General features: G+C 67.7%; 21 protein-coding genes and 3 pseudogenes. 11 read left to right on the top strand and 13 right to left on the bottom strand.

The window, feature by feature from the left end; translation table 11 throughout:
- A partial coding sequence (locus ACWC94_RS34795) for a hypothetical protein (RefSeq protein ID WP_450801275.1) occupies positions 1 to 303 on the top strand: 303 nt, incomplete at its 5' end.
- Between the two features lie 135 nt (positions 304 to 438).
- Positions 439 to 929 (top strand): annotated as a pseudogene (locus tag ACWC94_RS34790) (barstar family protein); the annotation flags it as partial.
- Between the two features lie 283 nt (positions 930 to 1,212).
- Here the strand turns inward: ACWC94_RS34790 and ACWC94_RS34785 are convergent.
- The gene (locus tag ACWC94_RS34785; protein WP_450801274.1) at positions 1,213 to 1,803 is read right to left on the bottom strand and encodes a hypothetical protein; all 591 of its coding nucleotides are present in this window, start codon (positions 1,801 to 1,803) and stop codon (positions 1,213 to 1,215) included.
- A gap of 471 nt (positions 1,804 to 2,274) precedes the next feature.
- Here ACWC94_RS34785 and dnaN point away from each other — a divergent pair, with 471 nt between their 5' ends.
- Complete coding sequence (gene dnaN / locus ACWC94_RS34780; RefSeq protein ID WP_450801273.1) at positions 2,275 to 3,414, top strand: DNA polymerase III subunit beta; 1,140 nt, start codon at positions 2,275 to 2,277, stop codon at positions 3,412 to 3,414.
- Between the two features lie 479 nt (positions 3,415 to 3,893).
- On the opposite strand, the gene ACWC94_RS34775 is transcribed toward dnaN, so the two are convergent.
- The gene (locus ACWC94_RS34775) at positions 3,894 to 4,442 is read right to left on the bottom strand and encodes a GNAT family N-acetyltransferase (RefSeq protein WP_450801272.1); all 549 of its coding nucleotides are present in this window, start codon (positions 4,440 to 4,442) and stop codon (positions 3,894 to 3,896) included.
- Between the two features lie 36 nt (positions 4,443 to 4,478).
- Positions 4,479 to 4,955 (bottom strand): HEAT repeat domain-containing protein, encoded by a 477-nt coding sequence (locus ACWC94_RS34770; RefSeq protein WP_450801271.1) that lies wholly within the window; start codon positions 4,953 to 4,955, stop codon positions 4,479 to 4,481.
- A gap of 220 nt (positions 4,956 to 5,175) precedes the next feature.
- Here ACWC94_RS34770 and ACWC94_RS34765 point away from each other — a divergent pair, with 220 nt between their 5' ends.
- Entirely contained in the window at positions 5,176 to 6,375 is a 1,200-nt protein-coding gene (locus ACWC94_RS34765; RefSeq protein WP_450801270.1) for an SMI1/KNR4 family protein, read from the top strand.
- 564 nt (positions 6,376 to 6,939) lie between these two features.
- Positions 6,940 to 7,242 carry a VOC family protein gene (locus ACWC94_RS34760; RefSeq protein WP_450801269.1) on the top strand — a complete coding sequence of 101 codons (303 nt, stop codon included), beginning with the start codon at positions 6,940 to 6,942 and terminating at the stop codon, positions 7,240 to 7,242.
- Between the two features lie 194 nt (positions 7,243 to 7,436).
- On the opposite strand, the gene ACWC94_RS34755 is transcribed toward ACWC94_RS34760, so the two are convergent.
- Together ACWC94_RS34755 and ACWC94_RS34750 are read right to left on the bottom strand one after the other, a co-directional pair.
- Positions 7,437 to 7,907 carry a hypothetical protein gene (locus tag ACWC94_RS34755; RefSeq protein ID WP_450801268.1) on the bottom strand — a complete coding sequence of 157 codons (471 nt, stop codon included), beginning with the start codon at positions 7,905 to 7,907 and terminating at the stop codon, positions 7,437 to 7,439.
- 183 nt (positions 7,908 to 8,090) lie between these two features.
- A pseudogene (locus ACWC94_RS34750) lies at positions 8,091 to 8,237 on the bottom strand (IS21-like element helper ATPase IstB); the annotation flags it as partial.
- Positions 8,238 to 8,403: 166 nt separating this feature from the next.
- Between ACWC94_RS34750 and ACWC94_RS34745 the strand changes: the two are divergent.
- The 3 genes from ACWC94_RS34745 to ACWC94_RS34735 all read left to right on the top strand — a co-directional run bounded on the left by ACWC94_RS34745 (position 8,404) and on the right by ACWC94_RS34735 (position 10,088).
- On the top strand, positions 8,404 to 8,664 hold the full coding sequence (locus ACWC94_RS34745) for a hypothetical protein (RefSeq protein ID WP_450801297.1): 261 nt from the start codon (positions 8,404 to 8,406) through the stop codon (positions 8,662 to 8,664).
- A 192-nt stretch (positions 8,665 to 8,856) separates the two neighbouring features.
- Positions 8,857 to 9,165: a hypothetical protein gene (locus tag ACWC94_RS34740; protein ID WP_450801267.1), complete on the top strand. Its 309-nt coding sequence runs from the start codon at positions 8,857 to 8,859 to the stop codon at positions 9,163 to 9,165.
- 53 nt (positions 9,166 to 9,218) lie between these two features.
- A complete protein-coding gene (locus tag ACWC94_RS34735) occupies positions 9,219 to 10,088 on the top strand; it encodes an IS5 family transposase (protein ID WP_450801266.1) in 870 nt (289 codons plus the stop codon).
- A gap of 27 nt (positions 10,089 to 10,115) precedes the next feature.
- Here the strand turns inward: ACWC94_RS34735 and ACWC94_RS34730 are convergent, their stop codons facing one another.
- Positions 10,116 to 10,289, bottom strand: coding sequence for a hypothetical protein (locus ACWC94_RS34730; protein WP_450801265.1), 174 nt, complete (start codon positions 10,287 to 10,289; stop codon positions 10,116 to 10,118).
- Between the two features lie 82 nt (positions 10,290 to 10,371).
- Here ACWC94_RS34730 and ACWC94_RS34725 point away from each other — a divergent pair, with 82 nt between their 5' ends.
- Entirely contained in the window at positions 10,372 to 11,172 is an 801-nt protein-coding gene (locus ACWC94_RS34725; protein WP_450801264.1) for an FkbM family methyltransferase, read from the top strand.
- 589 nt (positions 11,173 to 11,761) lie between these two features.
- Here ACWC94_RS34725 and ACWC94_RS34720 read toward each other — a convergent pair.
- The 7 genes from ACWC94_RS34720 to ACWC94_RS34690 all read right to left on the bottom strand — a co-directional run bounded on the left by ACWC94_RS34720 (position 11,762) and on the right by ACWC94_RS34690 (position 20,824).
- Positions 11,762 to 14,476 (bottom strand): CHAT domain-containing protein, encoded by a 2,715-nt coding sequence (locus tag ACWC94_RS34720; protein ID WP_450801263.1) that lies wholly within the window; start codon positions 14,474 to 14,476, stop codon positions 11,762 to 11,764.
- Positions 14,477 to 14,633: 157 nt separating this feature from the next.
- Positions 14,634 to 15,731, bottom strand: a complete 1,098-nt coding sequence (locus ACWC94_RS34715) for a ComEC/Rec2 family competence protein (RefSeq protein WP_450801262.1) — start codon at positions 15,729 to 15,731, stop codon at positions 14,634 to 14,636.
- 15 nt (positions 15,732 to 15,746) lie between these two features.
- Complete coding sequence (locus ACWC94_RS34710) at positions 15,747 to 16,874, bottom strand: patatin-like phospholipase family protein (RefSeq protein ID WP_450801261.1); 1,128 nt, start codon at positions 16,872 to 16,874, stop codon at positions 15,747 to 15,749.
- Between the two features lie 278 nt (positions 16,875 to 17,152).
- Complete coding sequence (locus tag ACWC94_RS34705) at positions 17,153 to 17,401, bottom strand: hypothetical protein (RefSeq protein WP_450801260.1); 249 nt, start codon at positions 17,399 to 17,401, stop codon at positions 17,153 to 17,155.
- On the bottom strand, positions 17,398 to 18,735 hold the full coding sequence (locus ACWC94_RS34700; protein WP_450801259.1) for a S8 family peptidase: 1,338 nt from the start codon (positions 18,733 to 18,735) through the stop codon (positions 17,398 to 17,400). Before ACWC94_RS34700 ends, ACWC94_RS34705 begins: the two co-directional genes overlap by 4 nt.
- Before the next feature lie 832 nt (positions 18,736 to 19,567).
- On the bottom strand, positions 19,568 to 20,338 hold the full coding sequence (locus ACWC94_RS34695; RefSeq protein ID WP_450801258.1) for a hypothetical protein: 771 nt from the start codon (positions 20,336 to 20,338) through the stop codon (positions 19,568 to 19,570).
- 180 nt (positions 20,339 to 20,518) lie between these two features.
- Positions 20,519 to 20,824, bottom strand: a complete 306-nt coding sequence (locus tag ACWC94_RS34690) for a transposase (RefSeq protein WP_450801257.1) — start codon at positions 20,822 to 20,824, stop codon at positions 20,519 to 20,521.
- 298 nt (positions 20,825 to 21,122) lie between these two features.
- On the opposite strand from ACWC94_RS34690, the gene ACWC94_RS34685 reads away from it, so the two are divergent.
- Positions 21,123 to 21,938: a class I SAM-dependent methyltransferase gene (locus ACWC94_RS34685; protein ID WP_450801295.1), complete on the top strand. Its 816-nt coding sequence runs from the start codon at positions 21,123 to 21,125 to the stop codon at positions 21,936 to 21,938.
- Positions 21,939 to 22,061: pseudogene (locus ACWC94_RS34680) on the top strand (IS5/IS1182 family transposase); the annotation flags it as partial.
- Positions 22,062 to 22,075 lie beyond the last annotated feature (14 nt).

The raw sequence follows: 22,075 nt of genomic DNA, 5'->3' as shown, positions 1-22,075 counted from the left end.
GGTTACGGCAATGAGCCTCGTTTTGCCTCTATCTGGGTGCAGGAGGGTGGGCCGGCGGTGGAGGCTCGGCATAATCTGACGTCTGATCAGCATCAGGAGACGGTCAATGAGTTGTTTGGTAGGGGGTTCCGGCCGATCTGTGTGAGTGGTTACGGCAATGAGCCTCGTTTTGCCTCTATCTGGGTGCAGGAGGGTGGGCCGGCGGTGGAGGCTCGGCATAATCTGACGTCTGATCAGCATCAGCAGGCGGTCAATGAGTTGTTTGGCAGGGGATTCCGGCCGATCTGCGTCAGCGGTTACTAACAACGGCTGACACAGGCAAGGTGTCGCCTGGTGGCCGTTTCCCGGGCGGGAGTTGAGCGCTCTGTCCAGCGTGAGGACCGTCGCCGTGGACCGTGTCGGATGAACCGTGGGACGACCTTGAGCCGTGGCTGCAGAGTCGACGGCGACTTCTTCACCCCTGTCCCGGAATACGCGCGGCCCGTCTGGGACCGATGGCTCGCTGGGCCGCCGGACACCCAAGCCGCCTGGGTCCATTTCGACACCCGGCGGCGCTGGGCCTGGCTCGACCTGGTCCGGGAACGGCCCTGCCGAGGCGCCCACCGTGACTGGCCGGCTGGTCACGCCTACGAACTTGACGGTCAGCACATCACCGATGAACCGGGCCCCTACCTGGCCCTTGGCGAGGCGGTGAACGGGCCAGGCGGCTACTTCGGCGGCTGCCTCGCCGCCCTCGACGACTGCCTGGGCGGGAACTTCGGCTACCCCGCCCCCGCAACCCTGCTGTGGTAACCCTGCTGTGGCGGAACGCCGCGACCGCACGCGCACACCTGTCCCAGGCCCTGACACCGGACGGCCAGCGCTACGACCTCTTCGCCTGGGTCCTCGACGTCCTGGCCGAGGGCGGCATGAACGTCACCTTGGCGTGAGTTGGCGTTCGTTCGCCGGCACAGCCCGTATACGACGGTTCTCGGGCAGGACGGGATCAAGGCCACCTCCCAAGCGGCGCTGGGCAATCCGGGCGGAGCAGGGCTGCCGGCGGCTACCACCGAAGCGACTCACGTGTCACCCCTCCGCCGCGCCGACTGCCACGCCGCCGTCCAGCCACGCGACAGCGGCCGTCCGAAGAGCCCATATGGGCGCGTTTCCTGGTGCGCTCAGGACCTCGTCAGCGACAGCGGACGTTGATGGTGTTACTGGCGAAGAGGGTGGTCAGTGGCCGCCGCTCGGGGGCTCACAGCCGGTGCCGTCGGGGTAGCCGCCGAAGGCATCCGCCTTGGTGGAGTCTCTGCTCATCGTGCCCTCCACACACCAGGGAGAGGCGCCGATGTCGATGAGGAAGCCGACCCCGGCGGACCCCTCCTGGTACGCCTGCACCTTCCCGGCGGAGTAGCCGAGGCCAGTGAGCGCGCTGCGGACGCTGTCCGGGGCGAAGTCGCCGCGCCGACGCAGCGGTTCGAGTGCACTCTTGACGCGTCCGACAGCGGTGAGTCCGTCGCAGCGGCTCTGGCCGTGCAACGGGATGGGAACTCTGAAGCCGTGGTTTTCGGCGTAGTGGTCGGTCGGCGGCACGGTTGAGCTGGGGGTGGTGGCAGCCGTGGGTGCCGTCGGCTTGTGGCTCTCGCCGCGGCAGGGGAAGTCCGCTGGTGTACTCGGCGTCGATATGCCGGTCGGCGTTGGATGCGAACGCCGGTACGCGTCGGCGGTGTCCCCTGCCCGCTGCGTTCCGCACCCCGCCAGCAGGACCATCACCGCCAACGGCAGCATCCCGAGTCGGGCTCTCGTCTTCCTCAGCGTCGTCATTCCCCGATCCTTCACCGCCGCTCGGCCGGCGTCATGAGTTCTTTTACTCATCGGCCCACACCACCTCGGTCAGCCTCCGCATCGAGGAGTGCTTCCAGGCCGCGAAAGCCGGGCCGGACCGGACCAGTAGATCACCAAGTCGCACTGGAGCACTAGATGATCGCTGCCAAGGGGTCAATGATCGAAGGCGATCAGTGGGCGTAGGACGGGTTGTCGCGTGTGGTCGTTGTGCCAGAACAAGCCGTATTCGGCCCATCCGGAGCCGTGGGCCGTCATGGCGCGATACGCGGCGACTCCTTCAGCAGGTCGTCGGCCGTCGCATGGAGCGCGGTCGCGAGGGAGTCCACGTCGGGCGTCACCACCAGATTCGTGGGCTTCCTCGCCCTGGTGTGCCGGGACGGACCGAGCGTTGTCAGTGGCGACGTATAGCGTGCGCGGACCAACTGGTACGACGCGATGGGGGATGTACACATGGAGTTCCGGATCGAGCGAGGTGCTCTAGCCGAGGCCGTGGCCTGGGCGGCCAGGTCGTTGCCCCCGCGTTCCCCTGTGCCTGTGCTGGGTGGCTTGATGCTGGACGCGGCGGAGGGACGGCTGCGTATCTCGGGTTTCGACTACGAGGCGTCCGCGACCATCGAGGTCCCGGCGGAGACGCAGACGGCCGGTCGGGTGCTCGTGCCCGGGCGCAGACTGCTGGATATCTGCCGGGTATTGCCCGATGCGATGGTGGCGTGCGCGTTGGAGGGAGCGCGCTTTTCGATGGAAGGGGGCGGTACGCGCTTTGGGCTGTCGACCTTGCCCGTCCAGGAGTATCCGGCCCTTCCCGAGCTCCCCGCCTTTCGCGGCACGTTGGATGCGGCAGAGTTCGCGGCGGCGGTCGCACAGGTCGTGATAGCCACCGGCCGTGACGACTTCCTCCCGGTGCTCACGGGGATCCAGATCCGGCTGGACGGCGAGTCCATGACGTTGGCCGCGACGGACCGATACCGGTATGCCGTGCGTGTGGTGCCGTGGAAGCCGGAGGGGGCGGTTTCCGACGTGGTGGAGGTAGTGGTGCCCGGCCGCAGGCTGACCGAGATCTCCCGTGCGCTGACGAAGTCGGGGCTGATCCGCATCGGGCTGAGCGGTCCGGGTGGCTCGGGTGGTGGCTTGATCGCCTTCGAGGGAACCGGGATGCGTACGACACTGCGGTTGCTGGAGGGGCGGCTGCCGCGCTACGACAAGTTGTTCACACTGGACAACCCGGCAGTCGCGGTCACGGAGCGGGAGGCGCTCGCCGACGCGGTCCGCCGTGTCGCGGTCGTCGCGGAGCCGAACAGCCCGATCCGGCTCGACTTCTCCGCCCAGGGAACCGTCCTCCTGCAAGCGGGTTACGAAGACGACATCGCTTCCCAGCAGCTCGCGGCCACGTTGGCCGACGCCGACGACCTGGCGATCGCCTTCAACCCCGCGTACTTGCTGGAAGCCCTCAACTCCTTCAACGCCTCCCAAGTGCGCTTTGAACTTCTGGGCCCCGGCCAGCGGGCACTACTCAGTGGCGTACCGGAGGAGGATGACACGGCACGCGAAGACCATCGCCATCTACTCATATCCGTGCGGCAACTGAGCTGACGAACAGCCGGAGCGACCGCTTGGAATGGATCATCTGGTTTCACCCTCCAACGGGGTGCGATCCGGCCCACCTCAGGAGCGGCACGGGGAATCGCTCCCAGCGCGTGCCATCGCCAGTCTGGGTGGACCTGCCGAGCGCGGTATGACGGTTCTCGAATCCCGACACGAAGGAGCGGTCCCGGCGTCAGACGGGGCCGCTCTCTTGTCGAAGACCCTCAGCCTTGATCGCTTCCTAGGGCCGTGTCCGGCGCCTCCGCCGGCAACACCATAGGACCAGGTCGGTGGTGGCCAAACGATCTTCAACGGTGACTGACACACAAGTCCTCTCCGGCTTGTCCGCTGAAGGCCAAGCCGATTGTCGACCCTGCCACCAGGGCGGCACCGCACTTGCTGACAACCGCAAGGCGGGCGTCTACGGCCAGAAGGGCGAGGACCTGGCGATCGTCTCCTACCTCCGCGGAATCCGCACCGGCTTGTGGTCAGACGCCGGCCCCCGGCCGGTCAACGCGGTAGAGGTAGTGGGTCTGGTCATCGACCGGGTTGTCCGGCTCCAGGTTTCCGACCCCGACCCGGCTCAGCCCCGCTCGCTCGAGCGCCCGCCACGAAGGGCGATTGGCTGCCACCACCGGTACGAGAACGCACGGAACGGCCGGGTGTTCGGCCCAGGTGTGCACGATCACGGAGTGGATCACCGCCGTCCCGATGCCCTGGCCGGTCTGGCGGGGATCGCCGATCAGGTAGTCGATGGTCATCGCGTTGTCAGGCACAGGGACGATGGCCGCCAGCTCGGCCAGGTATTCGGGATAGTCGTGCAGGCGTGAGCGTTGGACGAGACCAACTGGTCGGCCTTCGAGGAAGACGAGGAGGTCCTCCGAGGGCTCCTCGCCTCGGGCAGCGGGACCGAAGTCGCGTGCCACCGCTTCCGCCGTGGTCTCGTGATTCCACCAACGCTTCACATGGGGTTGCTGGAGCCACATGCGCAGCAGAGGGAAGTCCTGCTCCCCGATCCGACGCCACGTGATCTTCATGCGACCGCTCCGCGAATGCTCTCGATTCCTCGCAGGCTACGTGCTGCGCGGACCATGCCCAAGGACTCCGCCAACCCAAGCGCTCCGTGCGCCAAGTGGAAAGAGCACCGCCTGCCCGTGGTCGGCGAGGTCCCGGATCACCTCGGGCGGGTGTCCCACCGGCCAGAGACCCTTCAGTGCGCCGCCCGAACCGCGCAGCGCGGCAGACCGCGGCGGCAGGACGGTCTCCCGGGCACCCCGTGCGGTGAGCGCCCAGCGCAGACCCTCGCCCTCGCTGTCGTCGGGCCCCTCCCCGCGACGCAGGAACGCGTCGTACGCCTGCCGCAGACGTGGCACGGCGCGCCGTACGCCCAGTGCGGCCAGGGCCTCCGAGGCCCACTGTCGCACGGCCGCGCTCTCGCTGCTCAGCATGCCGATCAGGATGTCGGCGGGGCGCGGGTCGGCGAGAGCGGTGAACACCTCGATGGAGCACAGCTGCCCGAACGGGTTCAGCGCCGGGGCCGCCGCGATCAACGACTCCAGCGCCTGCGGCCCCCAGGGCGATCAGCGCGTGCAACGCTTCCTCGGCCACCTCGGTCGACTCCGCGTCCCGTTCGGCCACCCTGCGGGCGATCTCGTCCTCCGTGCGCGCCAGTCTGACCTGAGCGGCACACCTGCCACCGCCCGATTTCCGCCCGGACGGCGGAGACGGAAGAATCCACCCCGTACATGGCGCACGCTGGAAGGACGTCAATTGGCAGCGGAGATAAGCACGTTCACCACCCCCTCCGCGGAGCGCCCGCCCGCCTGCGTGCCCATCGACTGGGCGGCCGTCGAGGACTGGCTCGGACTGCGCCTGCCGGCCGACTACAAGCGGCTCGCCGACCGGTACGGGCCGCTGGACTTCGGCGAGTACTTGTGGATCCACGTGCCGGCCGTCCAGCGGGACCGCTTCGACTACGGCGAGTGGCTGCGCGCGACGCACCGGGAGGCACGGATCTCGGCGCGGGAACTGCCCGAGGCCGAGCGGCCCGTGTTCCACCCCGAGCCCGGCGGTCTGTTGGCCTGGGGCTGTACGCGGGGCAGCGACGTCCTGTTCTGGGACACCTCGGCCTCCGGCGACCCCGACGAGTGGACCGTGGTGGTGCGGCACTCCGGGGCGGTGCCGGGCAGTGGCCTGCTCCGCTGGCACCGGTACGGCCTGACGCTCACCGGCTATCTGCGGCACACCGTCCGCGACACCTGGGAGCTCCCTTCTCCTCCCGGCCCGCTGCTGGGCCCACTGCTGGGCACCGTCGCGCGGACCGCCTTCCTTCCCGACGCCGAGCCGTGGGCCCCGCCCGCGCCGGTCCCGCCCCGGCTCACCGAGGCCGAGCGCCGGGTCGCGCTGGAGACCGGCACCGGGCTGGACGCGCTGCGGCTGCTGTCACCGCCACCCGAGCGGCCGTACCTCGGCGACGGCTCCTGGGAGCGGTTGTTCGCCGAGCTGGGCACGCGGCTGCCCGGGGAGTACGTGCGGCTGATGGACGGGTACGGCGCTGGTATCTGGAGCGGGTGGCTGCGTTTCCACACCCCGCTCCGGACGGGCGAACGGCGTTTCCTCACGCACGTCGAGGACACCGTAGACGCCTACCGGCAGCTGAAGGACGGCCACGCGGAGTGGTACCCGCTGGCCATCTGGCCCGAGCCCGGGGGCTTCCTTCCCTTCGCCAACTCCATCGACGGCGACTATCTCGGCTGGCTCACCGAGGGCAGCGATCCCGACACCTGGCCGTTGATCGTGTGGCCCCGCCACGCGGACCAGGGCCCACCGCTGGAGGGCGGCCTGATCGACACCCTCCTCGACTGGCAGCGCGGCACGCTCGTCACGCATGGGTTCGCCGCCCTGGACGAGGACGACGACCCCGTCGAGTTCGCGGACTTCCGGTCCTGGGACGACCGCGCCCACTGGTGAGCCCTCAACCGGCGATCACCCGGTTGCCCGTCCGGCCGGTGCGCTGGATGTCGCGCTCGCGCCGGAGTCGTACGACGTACCGGCCGAGGCGATGCCCGCGCCGCTTGCACGCCGAGCGGGGTGCTTCCGCCCTCGGTGGGCTCCCACCGTCCGAGCGGGTACAGGCCTTCCGCGGCCGCGCGCTCCTCGCGGAGGCGCGCCCTCAGGAAGCCGCTCCCCTGTTGTGCCGACGTCGCTCCTGCGCCGCTGTAGGGGCTGACCGGCGCCGCGCCGCCGGATGACGGCTGCCACGGGTTCCAGGTGCGGGCTCTGCTACCGCGACGGTCAGCGCCAGAAATGAGAGATCGACGAGAAAGCGGGTGACTCTGAACCCCGTGCGGTCCGCCCTCATGGACGCACCGGGTGGTCCAGTCTGCTCGGCGGCCATGCGGTTCGCGTCGAAGCAGGAGTGACGTCGACGTGCGCTCGCCCCCAACTCGCGCACAGGCCACACGATCCCGAACTACCGTTGGCGCTGCTGTGGGGAACGCTCGTAGCCGTCGTCGGGCTGGTCGTGGGCCTTGGATGTTCGGCGCCGAGGAGATCTTCCGGGTGCCGGAGGAAGGCCCGGTCTTCTACCTCGGCTTGCGCATCGGCGACACCGACCTCGGGTTGGTGGCCAAGGCGAACCCAGGGCACCGGGAGGCCTCACGGATATTGCTCAGCATCGGTGTCGACGACGTGGATGAGATGCTCGGCCGGGTAACGGCGCTGGGCGGCTCGGTCCGTGGCGGTCCCAACGACATGCCGTGGGGACAGCGCGTCGCCCACATCCAGGACCCCGACGGCAACCCGGTGAACCTCACCCAGCCGATCCCGGCTCAGTGACGCGGTTCCGGGTGCTTGTGCTGGTCGTGAGCGGCCTGCGGTAGAGATTATTTGCCAGTAGTGGCCTCGATATCACCGGCGTCCGGAATGGCGGCGAGACATAGGAATACCCGCCACGCAAGCGTACGAGTGCTGTAGGGCGTAGGGGATCAGCACGACCGGACGGCCAGGACGCCGGCGGTGGTCGCCCTCACTCAACGGTTGTTGGGGCTCAACAGTGCGGCGGCAGCGGCGACGAAGGCCACGGACGCTTCCTTGGCCGCATGCCGCCCGGCGTCCAGCTCGGTGCGGTCGGTGGCCTTGCGCAGCGCGTACGTGGCATCCGCGGCCTGCTGGGCGGGGCCGGTCAGCTCGGGGACCAGGACCTGAAGGCGGATGTGGGGCGCGGTGATCGCCGCCCGGGTGTCGTGGGACCTCGTCTGAGCTTCCACCTGGTGCTCGGTTCCGGCCTCGGTCAGGGCCAGACGCTCCCGATGGAACATCGCCGAGCGGTGCGCGTCCAGGGCGGCCGCGAAGTCGGTGACGGCGCCGAGCTGGTCCTGGCGGTGGCTGTCGGCGCGCTGCTCGGCTCGTGCGGTGCGTGCCGAACGGTGCTGGAGGAGGCCGGCGGTCAGGGCACCGGCGAGGGTACCGAGTACGGCAACGATTGAAGGCCATATGGACATCAGGTGCTGGGTCCTCTCGTGTGGTCGGTTTCGGTGGTGAGGTCGGCGGACCGAGCGATTGGCGTTGGCGGCTTCGGTGGCCGGGTTACGCCCGTGGCACTCCGTCCCTGCCCTGGCGGTCAGTTTGCGGCTGGGTCAGAGATAGGGATCCGAGGCTAAGATCACTTTCTCTGAGCCGACAAGAACACGAGACGGCCGGGAAGTAGGTACCTGCGCGCCGAAGGACTCGTTGGAGGCGATGGCGACGCTGTTCCTCTCCTCGCGTTCGATCAGCACCTGGAAGGGGGGGTCGGCGCCGTGGCGGTCGAGCTCCATGGAGCCGAGTTCGTCCGGGTGTTCTCCACGCGGTATACAACCGTTGCTGCACCGACCTGGGCCAGCGCCTTCCCCGTCTCTGATCGCCCATTGAGATGGCCTTGCGAGAAGCAGCCAGTGCCCCTGGGCCAAAGGGGCGTGGATCGGGTCGGAGCTCCTCAAGATCCGCTGGCTGGCGATCGTGGAAGAGAAGGGTGAAATCGTCGATGACATCGCAGAGCTGGAGAGCTGCTGCGGCGGCCTCGGGCCGGACGGGTTGTGGGCGTTGTTTCAGCGGGTGGTACCGTGCGGCGCGCTCGCGTGCCCGCGCGTCGTGACCGTAGCCGTGTCCCGGGAAGGTGAAGACGCCGGCCACATGCAGTCCGGCGTCGGCGGCCGCCTTCCCGACCTCACCAGCCAAGTGAGCTGCACTGATGTGGGAATCCGTGTCGCGCTTCGGTAACAGATGCCTGCGATGAGGAGTCCGGCCCTGACGGGGCGCTCCATCGTTTGTCCGGGTGGCACCCTCTTGTGGGGGATTCCTCTTCGCGGTGAAGCGAGAGACGCTTGTTCGGCTGGTGACGGCTTCTCCGTGCTGGCAGTTCCTCTCGGAGGAAGGACTCTGACATTGTACGCACTGGGGCTGGGGCGTTCGGTGAGGATCGCGGTAATCGCCGGTGCCGCGGCGCTGATGGCGGTGACCGGTGTGTCCACATCGGCCCAGGCGGCGCAAGGAGACTTCTTCTACACCCGGGCCGATACGGGAGCCGAGGCCGTCCTCGGCTCGACGCCAAACGGCGTGTGCCTGCGTATCCCGGGCGGAGCCAGCCAGGCGTCCAACAACACCGACACGGACGCCAACCTGTACACGAACAGCAGCTGCACATCGTTCAGCGGGTTCGTCGGTTCCCGGCAGTCCGCCGACTTCTCGTCTCCGTTCCCGACGTTCGTCAAGTTCGGTTAAGGCGCGTCTGGTAGACCGAGTGACCGGCCCAGCAGGGGGTCGTTCCGTCCGGCATGGGGCGGGGTGATCTGTCTGACCGAGAGTGGGCCCGGCTGGAGCCACACCTTCCGAGGAACGTGGGCCGGGGCGGGCGTTGGAAGGACCACCGCATTGTCATCAACGGGATTCTTTTCCGGCTTCGGACCGGCGCTCCGTGGCGGGACCTGCCTGCGAGGTTCGGGAAGTGGAAGACGGTCCACGATCGTCACCGGCGATGGTCAGCTGACGGCACGTGGGAGAGGATCCTGCGGGCTATCCAGGCCGACGCAGATACAGAAGGCCGGGTCGACTGGAGTGTGGTGAGCGTGGACTCCACCGTGTGCCGCGTTCACCAGCACGCCGCAGGAGGCCGCCACCGGCCGGCCCGGATACCCGGACGACGACGCCAGCCCACCACGCATCGCCCTGATGAAGCAGTCGGCCGCTCGCGCGGAGGACTCACGACAAAGATCCACCTGGCAAGTGACGGCGGCTGCCGGCCGCTCGCCGTCTTGCTCACGCCGGGGCAGTGGGGCGACGGCCCGCAACTGATCCCGGTCCTGGACCGTATCCGTGTCCCGCGCCCGGTCGGAGGCCACCCCAGGACCCGTCCGGACCACGTCTGCGGCGACAAGGCGTACAGCTTCCGCCGCAACCGCTGTTACCTGCGGCGACGGCAGATCCGGCACACGATTCCTGAACACCGGGACCAGCGGGCCAACCGCCAGCGGCGTGGCAGCCGCGCCGGCCGCCCCACCGGATTCGACCGGGGACGCTATGCCCGCAGGAACGAAGTGGAGCGAACCATCAACGCGCTCAAGGGCTTCCGTGCCGTGGCGACGAGGTACGACAAGAGAGCGTTCGTCTTTCACGGCACGCTCACCCTCGCCGCGATCCGGCTATAGATCCGGTGAGGACCTGTCGGACAGCCCCTAGACAAGTACCTCGACCGGCCGGTCGCTGCCACGCACGGGGTTCCCCAGCCGCTGCGCGCCTTCGACCGGCTCGACGCCGACTCTCAGGGCAATGTCGTCAGCCAGTCGGCGCAGCCGCTGCGCCTTGTCGGCATTGAGCCACACGGGGTACGCGATGAACAGGTCGTCCACGCCTACCCCTCCGCCCGCAGGACGGCAGAAGTGACGCGTGGGGGCTGGATTGTTGGCTCCAACCCTGGTAAATGACCTTGTCATGACCATGAAGGCGATTGAACTGCACAGTATCAATCGTTGGGAGGCGTCCTTCCTGCGCGAGGAGGTGGGCGGCTACTTCAACCACGGCGTCGAGTGCACGCGGGGCGCGACGGTACTCGACGTGGGCGCCAACATCGGCGTGTTCTCGGCGGCCGTCTATGAGCGGCTTGGCGGGGACGTGCGGATCTACGCCTTCGAGCCGGTGCCGCCGCTGCACGCGACACTCGAACGCAATGCTCGCGAGTTCTTCAACGGACGTCTGACCGCGCTCCCTTACGGCCTGGCGTCCCGTGACGACGAACTCGATTTCAGCTACGTACCGGCCGCCACGATCTTGTCGTCCTCCTCGCGGGATCAGGGAAACATCGAGGCAGAGCGGCGGCGGGTCACCGCCAGCGTCGTCGAAATGATCCGCCAGGGCGGCCTGGGACCGGCCCTGCGCCGCGTACCCGCTCCCCTCCTCACTCTGCTCGTCAGCCGCCGGCTGCGGGTGATACGGCGGCTTGAGACGCACCGGGTGAAGGTCAGAACCCTGTCATCAGCGCTCGACGAGCAGGGCATCGACCACATCGACCTGCTCAAGGTCGATGTGGAAGGCGCCGAACTCGATGTGCTCAGAGGCATCGAGGAACGGCACTGGCCGCTGATCCGTCAGGCCGTCCTCGAGGTCGAGGAGTGGCAGCAGAACCGCGACGCGGTCTGCGAGGCCCTCCTCACGCACGGCTTCACGGTCAGCACCGAACAGGGCCCGGTGCAGCAGGCCGGCGACATCGGCATGGTGTTCGCGGTCAGGCCCTGACCACGCGCATCACCGGGACTCGACATTCAACGGACCTGCCGACCGGCCGGGCGGGGTCCTCATCGCTCTCGCCGACGAGCTCGCCCGCCGCCTGCGCACCACCGACGAGACCGCCGGCTCCCGGACGATCACCGTCCGATACGCAGACCGCCCCCCTCACCCGCAGCAAAACCCTGACCACGCCGACGCACCACGGTTCCATCCTCACGCACGCCGCCCACGACCCCTACGCCTCCCTCGGCCTGCAACACGCCCGCGTCCGAGTCCTCACATGGCGCACCGAAGCACTCAGGCCCCCCGCCCGCACACCGCTGCAGCTCATCCTGGTTCCCGCCGAGGAGCGGGCGCTGCGCGTGGAGGCGGCCTACGACCGCGTGCGCGCCCGGTTCGGAGCGGCGGCGGTCAAGCCGGCAGCCCTGACCCGTCGCCGCTGAGCGGATGCGTGGCCGCACGTGACCGATCACCGCGGTCCCGCACGAACGGTCCCACGGAGGGCGCGTGAGACCAGCTCCCGCAGAAGGACCTGGAACGGTCCCGAGCCCGGTTGCGGCGCCTCCGCGTACACGTGGGCTGACGGACCACGGGCCGCCTACCCTGGGGGGTCTCTCATCAGTTCGAACTTCTCCCCGTCCTCCGTCAGGACACGACGTATCTTGGTGTTGGCTTCCTGACGTTCGAGCAGTCCGCGCACGAGGTCGCGTGAGAGACCAGTGGCGGCTGTCAACTCTCGCCTACCAGCCCGGCCGCGCTCGAGGACACTCACCAGCAGACCTGTGCGGGCACTCTCGAGCGCGGCATCCAGTTGCAGCTCGCGGAAGTGCGCGAGTTCGCCGTCCCAGAGTGCCGTCCCAGTTTTTGCCGTGTTCAGCAGTATCCGGCGGACGTCCTCGGCAGTCATTGACCTGTCCACCGACCAGACCAGCAGTGCGGCGGCCAGTACACCCAGGGCCGCCTGACGGCTGCCAGGACGCGTCCCCGCAAAGGTAGTCGGAGGCGCGGCCCAGGCGAGGGTCTCGGAGGCGAAGATCTCCGGCTTCCCTTCGGCGGGATTCCATGTCGCTGAAGGTGTGGGGCTTTCGCCGGCCAGGGCTCCTACCGTGAGGACGTCGGGACACCACCCGGGGTAGCTGATGCCCACGTCACTGCTGTCACCACCGACGCCGATCAACAGCACGCCCCTCCGCCTCAGCCGCCGGCACACGTGGCTCCAGACCTCGGGAGACCCGGGTCCGCCGAAATCGAGGAACAGCACGTTGGTGTCCTGTTCCACCGCGCTGTTCGCCCAGATCATGGTGTCGTAATCGCTGGCCGCGTCTCGCGACTTGAAGGGCGACTCGATGGGCGCCAGTTCGGCTATGGAGGACCGTTCCCCTGCTCCGCCGGAGACCACGACCCTTCCGCCCACCTTGTTCTTGTTGGCCAGGGCGGTGATCCAGCCGGCGAACTCATCGGCCCGCGATGCCGCGTTCGGTTGGGTGAGGGCTGCTCGCAGAGGTGGGGCGGCGGGGCGGAGCGGGGCAGGGGAGGGGGAGGCGAGCAATTCGTCCACGAAGCCCTCGGGATCCGCTGCAGGGTGCTTGGCGACCAATTCCGCGAGCCGGGCCCACAGGGTGAAGTCCTCCTGGAAACCGTCCGTGTACCACTGCTCGAGCCTGCTCTTGTGGCGGAGGAGTTCCGGGACGTTCCAGCTGATCCACCGCTCGACATCCGTCCAGTTCAGAGGGCTCAGCCGGATCTGCGTGGCGTACCGCGCAGCACGCTCGCGGAGGAAGTCCTCCATGCGTATCCGCCCTGCTCCAGCCAGGACCAGGCGGGCGCGTGAACGGCGCAGTGCCAGTTCCTGGAAGACGTGACCCAGGTCTGCTGCGGCCGTCTCAGAGAGTTCCTCGAGGCCATCGAATGCGAGGACTGCGGGCACGGCGACGAGCTCTTCGAGTACGCGTTTCCACCAGTCGTCACTGCTCCAACTCTTGTGTGGTTGCCGGGCACGCTTGTCGAGCCCGGTGAGCAGTTCGGTGATCCATGTGCAAAGCAGTCGCACGGGATCCGGTTGGTGCTTGAGGACCTGTGCGTGGACGTACAGAACGAGAGAGACGTCGTCCCCGAGATCGTCGAGGATCCGAGCCACGAACGGCGTGCGCAGACCTGGGGCGCCGGTGATGAAGAGGGCGCGGGCGAAGCTGTTGCCGCTGACAACCTTCATCGCCTGCCGGAGGGAGTCGGGTCTGCCGTGCAGCGAGCGTTCCTCTTCCTCGAGACCCAGCTTCAGCTCCCGGTGTGCGGGGCGTGGCACAGGTGCCGCCGACACCGACATGTCAAGGAGCGGTACTGATTCGTCACCGCCGACAAACAGGGCGGGAACGGCCCAGTCGAGAAAGCCTCCGACGAACTCGTCGCCGCGAATGGCGCCACGGGCAAGCTGGACCGCGTCGGCGAGACTCCGTCCACCGGCCAGGGAACGATAGAAGATGCGAGCGAAGATGCGCTGTGTCGGGAAAGGCAGCACGGCCTGCATGCCCACGACGGCCGGTGCCGCCACCCTTGCGCTCAGGTCTGCGATGCTGGGCGATTGGCGCCAGTCGTCCTCGGGTGGCCCACCAGTGGTCGGTTTGAGCGGGGGACCGGCGGTGAGGCAGCCTGCGTACACCACGAGTCGCAGGTCCGGGCAGCCCTGTAGCAGGCTGGTGAATTGCTCCGCTGTGACATCACGTGGGGAGCCCCTGCTGTTCTCCAGCACCAGGCCTGCCTGACTGGCGTGACCGAGGTAGTGCACCACGTGGTAGCCGCGCGTCCGCCCGCTGATGCATCGATGGAGGTTGTCCAGGCTCGGACTGTCCTCCACGTCCACGGTGATTCTGCCACCGTGGACGAGTGGGGTGAGCTCGCTCAGAAGTATTCTCTTCTCCTCGTAGAGGTCGAACGGGATCGCTTCGCCCTCGGGGCTGGAGAGCACCAGCAGGATGCGCAGCGGTGGCTCAACGGGGCGTGTGTGAACCGGATAGGTCCGTGTCCGGGCGAGCCTGAGAATGTGCACGTCCGGCGCCAGTGTCAGAAACGCCTGGCCGCCTTCGGGGTCGAGGGTGAGTTCCCATGGGAACGCAGCGATGTCGTGCGGTGCGCTCAGTATCCGGACGACGAGTGGTCGGCCGAGGTCGGCGGCGGCGCCACGGGTGCGCTGGAATAGCGCGCGCACGTCTGTGTCCCCGAAGAGGAGGCCCTGAAGCTGCTGCCCGATACCGTGTGCCTTGGCCGTGGCCAAATCGCCGTGACGCACAGCGTCCCGCAGTATCTCGCCAGCTTCCATCAGGTGCTTCTTGGGCCAGCCGGATCGCGGTATGGCGTACACGGCCCCCAGCCGGGACCGTGCCGAGACCCACAGCTGGTCGCGTCGGCCGGCTAGCACCTCCATGTCGAGTCTCTCAAAATCCGCAGCCGCCATCACGATCCTCTCCGTGAGGCCATCACGCTCCCAGATTCAGCACCTGGCCCTCGGGTGGGTAAACCGCCCGGATTGCTCCGCCCGGTACTGCGCTGGGCTGCTCCCAAACCTCGGTTGTCATGCAGCGGTAGTTGAATCGGATCTCGGCTCCCGGCGAACGTTCTGCGAGGAGTCGGATGGTCTCCGGGTCTGGGTGCCGGAAGTATGCTCCGTTGGTCGACACGAGGAAACGCGGGACGTCGATCGTGTCGAGGAACCGGCCATCGATGTTGGCCATGCTGCCGTGATGAGAAAGCTTTACGGCGTCCAATGGCACACGCTGAACCCCCAGTGCGCCGGCGAGACGCCGCAGTCCTCTGGTGAGAACCGACACGTGCGCGTCCGCACCGAACAGCACCCTATGGCCCCGGTAGTCGAGTACGAACGCGATGCTCGCTCCGTTCGCCACGGACGTGTCGGAACCGAACCTTCTGGGCGCGTACACGTCCTGTCGAGGGACGCGCGGCTGGTACTCCGTGCGCTTGCTGAGCCGAGCCTTGGCCTGTTCCCAACTGCCGGGCTGCATCCCGGCTTCCTCGAGTGCTTTCACCCAAGCGCGCCGCAGCTTCAACAGGTTCTCTTCAAGCGGAGAAAGCAGGGTGACCGTCGCGCCCCCCGGTAGCTGTTGTGAGGGCAGCGGCCCCGAATCGGCGACCACCACGCACCTGCGGTCTTCTGCGAAGGAAGAATTCCACGACCGGCCCTGTTCGTGCATGAGGTACCCGAGGAATTCACCCTGTTGGGGAGCGAGGACGTCCCGCTGATGGCCAGCGGAGAGCGACTCGAGCTGCGGCCATCCGTTGAACCACACATCGTCGAAGTTGACGGCCAGGTGGTTGTCCTGGAGAAGCATGAGTACGCCGTCGATGTGATCCGCATCAATATGGGTGACCACCAGCAGTTCGAAGCGGCGCTTCTCCGGCGGAAGTCTTCCAATGGTGTCGCGCAGCGTCTGATAGGAAGGCGCGGGTCCGCCATCGATAAGGATGCGAGCAGGGTTTTCCTGGTCACCGTACTCGACGAGGATGCTGTCGCCATGACGGGCGGGCAGGCAATTGACCACATACACATGACCGGACATGAGTCGTACTTCTACCTAGAGGGTGAAGCCGGTTTCGGGGTAGGGATACGAGGTCGGTGGCTTCAGCAACGGGTCGACCCAACGCCTCAACCCGGCATCACAGACGGCATATCCCCAGTTGATCAACTGTTCCTGGGTATTCTTGGGCATCTTGCTCAGTCGAGTGGGTATTCTCGCGAGGCTCTGTGTCAATTCCATAGGGGCGTACAGGCTGTCACTGAGTTCGTACTTCGAGATATCGCTGCGAATTCCCCAGTAGGCCCCTCTGAATTCTTCGGCTTCGAAGGCTGCCATCAACGCCCGCTTTCGAAGGCTCCGCACCTGGCTGTCGACGACGGACAGGACCCGCAGCAGATGACGCGGCCAATCGTGCGGTACGTGGTCAACGCGCGCGAGCTGGCCGCCGCCGTCACTGACGAGGACTGTCTCGCACCGCTTTACGACTGGCTCGAGCCCCAGGTTGTCGTACACGCCGCCGTCGCTCAGGACCACGTGGACCGGTAGCCGCACCGCAGGTGCCGGTTGGGACTGGAGCGCCCAGTCAGCCTCACCGATGGGCAGGTCGACCGGTGACAGGAACGGCGGAAAGGCCGAGGAGGCCGCAACGGCGACGGCAAGGCCAGTCGTGGGGGAGGGGATCGCTGGAAACGTCCAGTCGCGCATGTAAGGTCGGGAGAACCGCCACAATTTCCCTGTCTGCAGATTCGTCGCGGTGATGATGAAGCGTGGATGCTCGGGCAGGTCCTGAAGTGTGTCGTCGCCGAAGAGGTGCTTGCGGTACGCTGCAGCGACCTGTTCCCCAATGGTCCGCCCCGGCCGAATCGCGCCGAGAACCACGGCATTGCGATCCACACTCCGCCCGGCCAAGTAACGGATGTGATCCAGAAATTCCGGTACAAAATTCACGGCCGCGTTCGAGTCATTGAAGTCCAGCCGCTTCCATACATGGCCGAGGATACCCGCAGCGATGGAACCGCCCGATACGCTGGACACGAAATCAAGTTTGCGGAGCCATCCAGTCTCGTTGAGTCTCCAGAGAGCACCTGCATGAAAGAGCATTGCTCGGTACCCGCCACCGGACAGGCACAGTCCGATGCCGTGGCGAGCCGATTCCGTGCGAGTCTCATGCAGTTCAGTACTCATGCTTCGACCTCTTCGGGCAACTCACCCCAAGTCTAACGAGTATGAACCCACCGCGCCTGCTGGCCATTTCGAGCGAGAAATCGTTGAGGCTTCATAAAAGCGAGAGGGTGGTCCAGGAGGAAAGCGCGTCCGCTCACTACACGGCAGTCGGGACTTCGTCGGTCTGACGTGGTCGTGGCCAGGGGCCGTCTGTGCCACGGTCACCCGCCGACGTTCCAGTGGTACTGCTTCGCTGCGGACCCAGCTCCGGCCCGTCAGGCCAGGTGCATTCCTCCGACTCACTGGATCGGGGAGTCGGGTGGGGGGAGACGCACGGCGCGCTCCCGGTCGACGGATTCGACACCGTCGATGGCCCCCAAGACCAGGATGCGGTCCTCCGCGACGGTGCCGGAGAGCGTGCCGAGGACCGGTTGCTCGCCCGTGACCGTCAGCCCGGCCTGCCGCAGGGCCTCGACGACGTCCGCGAACCGGTCGGGGTCTACCGCGAGGATGACCCCGACCGGTTCGGAGCGGGACGACTCGCTCACGGCGCTTGGAGGAGACCGGAGCCGACGTCCATGACGGGCTGCGTCAGGAGGAACGCACCGGACAGCAGACTGGCCATGAGATCGGCCGCGGAGGCGTTGGGGTTCGCCTGCGCTAGCAGGGCGAGAACACCTGCGACGTGCGGCGTAGCCGTGCTGGTGCCGCTCAGGATCTGGTACCCGCCGCCAGGGGCGGTCGAGCGCACGTCTCTGCCGGGCGCGGCGATGTTGATCTCGCCACCTTGGCCGTTGATGCCACCGTTCGAGAAGAACGTCGTCGTGAGTGCCTTGTCGAGGGCGGCCACCGCGAGGACGGAGGGGCAGTTGGCGGGCCGGCTGACGGGTTCGATGTGCTGCGGTCGGTTGCTGTCGTTGCCGGCGGCGCAGATGATCACCGTCCCGCGCTCGATGGCGCGCTGGGCCAGTTTCTCGTACGTCTGTGGGAAGAGCTCACCCGGTTGGACCGGGGCGCCGAGCGACATGGAGATCACGCGGGCGCCCTGGGCGATGGCCCAAGCCATGCCGGCCAGGATCTGGCCGTCGGTGCCGCTGCCGGCGTTGTTGAGCACCTTCCCAGCGAGGATCCGGGCCTCGCAGGCCACGCCGTAGCGGGGTCCCTGGTGGGGGTGGGCGGGGCCGGCGACGGTGCCGATGCAGTGCGTGCCGTGGCCGTTGCCGTCCTGGACGGCCTGGCCGGGCACGAACGAGGCCGCGGCTTCGATGCGCCCCGCCAGGTCCGGGTGGCCGGTGTCCACACCGGTGTCGAGGACGGCAATCCTCACATCGCGTCCGGTCAGTCTGGACAAGTTGGCCCGGATCGCCTGCAGCCCCCAGGTCCAGGCCTGCTCGTCCCAAACCGGGCCGTTGGCAGCGGCGACCTCGGCGATGCTGTGGCGCATGACCACTTCCTCGTCGCTGCGGTAAGCAGGGAAGAACTCGGCCGGCGCCTGCTGCGGGGCGATGATCGGCAGGGCGTACACCATGCGCTCCGGCTCCGCGGCAATGATCGAGGGTTCCCTCTCGGCCGTGGTCACCAGCGCGTAGCGCTGCTCGGGCCGCACCTCGACGACGACGACGCCGAGTTCCTCGAAGAGCACCGATACGTCGGGGTGCTCGAGAAGCTCGGCGACGTTCTCCGTCTCGGTTCCTCGGACACGTTCGACGGGTGCTATACCGGCGTTGGAACGCAGTGCGTTCAGCCCGCTCTCCTGGTTACCTCGGTCCAGCAGGATCACGTATCGACCGGTGTATTCCGTACGTTGGCTCGCGCCGAGGCTATTGGGCCGACGATCGCGCTTGTCGCCGAAGGCACCCTTGTCCGTAGGTCCGTTCGCCATTGAATTGCCCGCTCTCTGTGCTTCCCTCAGGCTCCCGGGACCACACTGGTTGGCAGATCATCCGGCGCCGCAGATGGCGGTGTTCAGTCGTGCATCGACGTGTCGTGCCACGGCCTGCGGGGCTGCCCGCTCCCAGGCCAGTCGTGGGCAATGCCTTCGTGCCCACAGTCACACTGGGCACGGAGGCTCGCAACTCAGTGCCGCAATCAAGAAGAACGCTGTGTCGTTGACCAGCCGCCGGACGGCGGCCTCGCGGGCACCGGGTGGCGACCCATTCGTCGACGGTCGACGGTGGGCTGGGCGCTGTCGTTGCGGGTGTAGGCGGGGCGGGAGTAACCGCGCGCTGCATGCTCGGCGACGGGGACGTGAGTGGTACCGCGGAGGAAGACGACGCGGGGGTGCTGGTATGGCTGGGGGAGTGCCGGGGCGCAGCGGTGGCGGCACTGGCCACGGCCGGGGGGTCGGCTGCTCGCGGCGGAGGCATATCTGTGGGCGGCGCCTGACTGGGAGGCGGCCACGGCACCGCCGAGGGTGGCAGCGGCTGCGCCCACTGCCAGATCCAGCCGATCACGGCTGTGGAGCCGTGGCAGGACAGGCCAGATGGGATCGTCTTGGGGCGGCAGGCTCCAGTGCAGGCTGACGAGATCGGCTATCAGCGCGGGCCGCTGCTGACCGGTAGGGGAGAGCACGGTCGCGTTCCCCACTTGTTTGCGCGGTGAACCGGGGGCCGGATTCGCCCGCCAGTTGAGGGTTCGGACGGCTCCTCCCCCTCACGGGCGCCTACGGCGTCACCTATCCGCTCTGACCGCCGGTACGCAGTGGCATCGCCGCTCTACGGCGCGGCGGTGCCGTCCTCACCGTCAATCTCGTAGATCCGTCCTTGAAGTTGTTCACCGGCCCAGTCCAGCCCGACGCCCAGGTCGAACCAGTGCCGATCCTTGCGGACTTCGGGCGATGAGAGGTTCACCGCCGCCCAGGAGAACACCCCCAGGAGGACGGAACGCCCGTGCTGCGTTGTGCGCACGGACAGCGCGAAGGGCGCGGCGAGTGCCGCGCGGGTGACCAACATGAGCTGTTCGTCCTCAGAATGTCGGCGCCCGCCCGTGAGAAACCGGGGCGTTTCAAGGATCTTCACCCACTCGACCACTGCGTCTGCCACCTGGGCGCGCAAGGACTCTTCGATGCCCCTGCGGACGGCGGTCGCGGGATCATCGCCGAGCCAGCCAAGCCAGTGATCAGGATCAGTGAGCTTGCTGAAGTCGTCCTGCGGCACCCCGTGACGGGGGTTCTCCTGGTACTCCCCTGTCAGTTTCCCGCTGCTGTCCACCAACCACGCGCCGCGGATCGCCTCGGGAGGTACGTAGCCGTTCGGGTCGTCGATGTACGTCGGGTCGATCTCAGCGACGCTGCCACCGGGATTCTCGGCAGCCGCAGCCCGTAGCGCCGGCTCGTTCGGTATGCCCCTACGCCGGCTTCGCGAGCCAAAACGCCCCACGTTCCCACCCTCACCATTGCCCGCCCAGTTGACCGTGATTGTGCCGCACCGGTCGAGCATGTCTGCCCCACCCCCAGTACATGAGTCGGCCAGGGTGCGTTCGATCACCCACTTGCGGGGAAGGGCGGTGAAGCCGTGGGGCCAGGGGTATGGCGGACGACTTCGAGGTCGATGCCGAGGCGGGCGGCGTGGTCGACGACGTATTCGCGGTAGCCGCGGTCGGCCCAGCCCTTGCGGAGGCCGGGCCGGTCGTGTCGATGACGATGCTGCGCTGGTGGCTGACGATCTTTAGCCGGTCGACTCCGGGCTGCGCCCCTCGTCCTCGCGGACGCGGCGCCGCAGCAGGGCGTTGAGCTGCTCGAAGATGCCGTAGCGTTCCCACTTTCCGAACTCGCCGTAGACGACGTACCCGTGGGGCTGGTCGTGCGGGAGGTAGCGCCAAGGATGTCGGCGCGGGTCACGTAGAAGATGGCGTCGAGGCAGGTCGCGCAGGTTGTGCTGAGGTGGTGTGCCGATGTTGAGTCCGTAGCGGGCCTTCTCGTCCCACCAGCTCGTCAACAGCGGTTCGACCAAGGCCCATCGGGCGTCGGACAAGTCGCTGGGACACCGCCGGTGTTCACTCGGACTCCCCAGGAGGCGGCAGCCGCCGACAGCCCGGCAGGGCGCGCGACACCGAGCTGGTGGACGACTCGTTGAGGCGACATGATCGATGGTGCGTCGGATCTGTCGGACCTAGGTGATCGATTCCAGAGGGGTTTAGTGGTCGTGGGTGGTCGGTGCGCGTATGACCGGCCGGCCGCGCGTGAACATGGCTGCATTCATCGGCCCCTTGGAATCGATCGTCTAGGCTGGCGCGGTGACTGATGAGCGGGAGCGGGTGCAGCCGTCGGGAGTGTGGGCCACTGCGGTGGGGGTGGCCAGGGTGCGGGCGCTGGAGACGGAGCGGGAGAACGCGCTGTTCCGCGACCCACTGGCACAGGCCTTCGCCACCGCCGGCGGCCTGGGGCCCTCCTCGCCGCCGCTGCCCGGTGACGAGGCTGCGCGACGCCGTCGGCTGGGCGTGGCGTTCTCCATCGTCATCAGGACGAAATTCCTCGACGACCTGTTGCAGCAGGCCACCGCGTCCGGGATCCGGCAGGTCGTGCTGCTCGGCGCCGGCATGGACAGCCGGGCCTTCCGGATGGACTGGCCTGAGGGAACCCGGCTGTTCGAGGTCGACACCGCCGCGCCACTGGATTTCAAGGCTTCGGTGCTGCGCCAGGAACGGGCCGTCGCACGCTGCGAGCGGATCACCGTCGCGGTGGATCTGCGTGAGGACTGGCCAGGCGCGCTGGCCGCCGCAGGACACGATCCAGCGGTGCCGACGGTGTGGATCGCCGAAGGACTGCTGATCTATCTGCCCGAGGATGCGGTGGAGCTGCTGTTGGCCCGGATCAGCGCGCAGTCGGCGGCAGGCAGTCGGATGGGGCTGACGCTGGGCTCGCGCGGCGTGATCGAGCGCTTCGGCGCGGACGCCGTGCCGGGATCGGCGGTGTCCATGTGGGTCTCGGAGATGCCCGACGACCCGGTGGGCTGGCTGGCCGGGCACGGCTGGGAAGCCGACTGCCACACCCTGCGCGAGCGCGCTGCGGCCTACGGCCGCCCGATCAACATCCCGCCGCAGCGCGAGGAGGGGCCCGGCGGACTGATCTCGGCGGTCCGCCGGTAGGTCGAGCAGGCCATCGCCACCCTCAAGTCATGGCGACTCCTCCGCAAGCTCCGCTGCTCGACCACCCGTATCACGAGCCTCGTTGAGGCAGTCCTCACCCTGCATCTGACCAGCTCAGAGTAAAGATGGAGAAGGCT

The sequence above is a fragment of the Streptomyces sp. NPDC001135 genome (genome assembly GCF_053598395.1).
This window is presented reverse-complemented; position numbering and strand designations above follow the sequence as displayed.

Excerpts from the sequence above, each read along its gene's own strand:
- ACWC94_RS34700 (WP_450801259.1), bottom strand. The coding sequence starts at position 18,735 with ATGGCGAACGGACCTACGGACAAGGGTGCCTTCGGCGACAAGCGCGAT.
- dnaN (WP_450801273.1), top strand. The coding sequence starts at position 2,275 with ATGGAGTTCCGGATCGAGCGAGGTGCTCTAGCCGAGGCCGTGGCCTGG.
- ACWC94_RS34710 (WP_450801261.1), bottom strand. The coding sequence starts at position 16,874 with ATGAGTACTGAACTGCATGAGACTCGCACGGAATCGGCTCGCCACGGC.
- ACWC94_RS34735 (WP_450801266.1), top strand. The coding sequence starts at position 9,219 with ATGGGGCGGGGTGATCTGTCTGACCGAGAGTGGGCCCGGCTGGAGCCA.
- ACWC94_RS34720 (WP_450801263.1), bottom strand. The coding sequence starts at position 14,476 with ATGGAAGCTGGCGAGATACTGCGGGACGCTGTGCGTCACGGCGATTTG.
- ACWC94_RS34715 (WP_450801262.1), bottom strand. The coding sequence starts at position 15,731 with ATGTCCGGTCATGTGTATGTGGTCAATTGCCTGCCCGCCCGTCATGGC.
- ACWC94_RS34775 (WP_450801272.1), bottom strand. The coding sequence starts at position 4,442 with ATGAAGATCACGTGGCGTCGGATCGGGGAGCAGGACTTCCCTCTGCTG.
- ACWC94_RS34785 (WP_450801274.1), bottom strand. The coding sequence starts at position 1,803 with ATGACGACGCTGAGGAAGACGAGAGCCCGACTCGGGATGCTGCCGTTG.
- ACWC94_RS34725 (WP_450801264.1), top strand. The coding sequence starts at position 10,372 with ATGACCATGAAGGCGATTGAACTGCACAGTATCAATCGTTGGGAGGCG.
- ACWC94_RS34755 (WP_450801268.1), bottom strand. The coding sequence starts at position 7,907 with ATGTCCATATGGCCTTCAATCGTTGCCGTACTCGGTACCCTCGCCGGT.
- ACWC94_RS34760 (WP_450801269.1), top strand. The coding sequence starts at position 6,940 with ATGTTCGGCGCCGAGGAGATCTTCCGGGTGCCGGAGGAAGGCCCGGTC.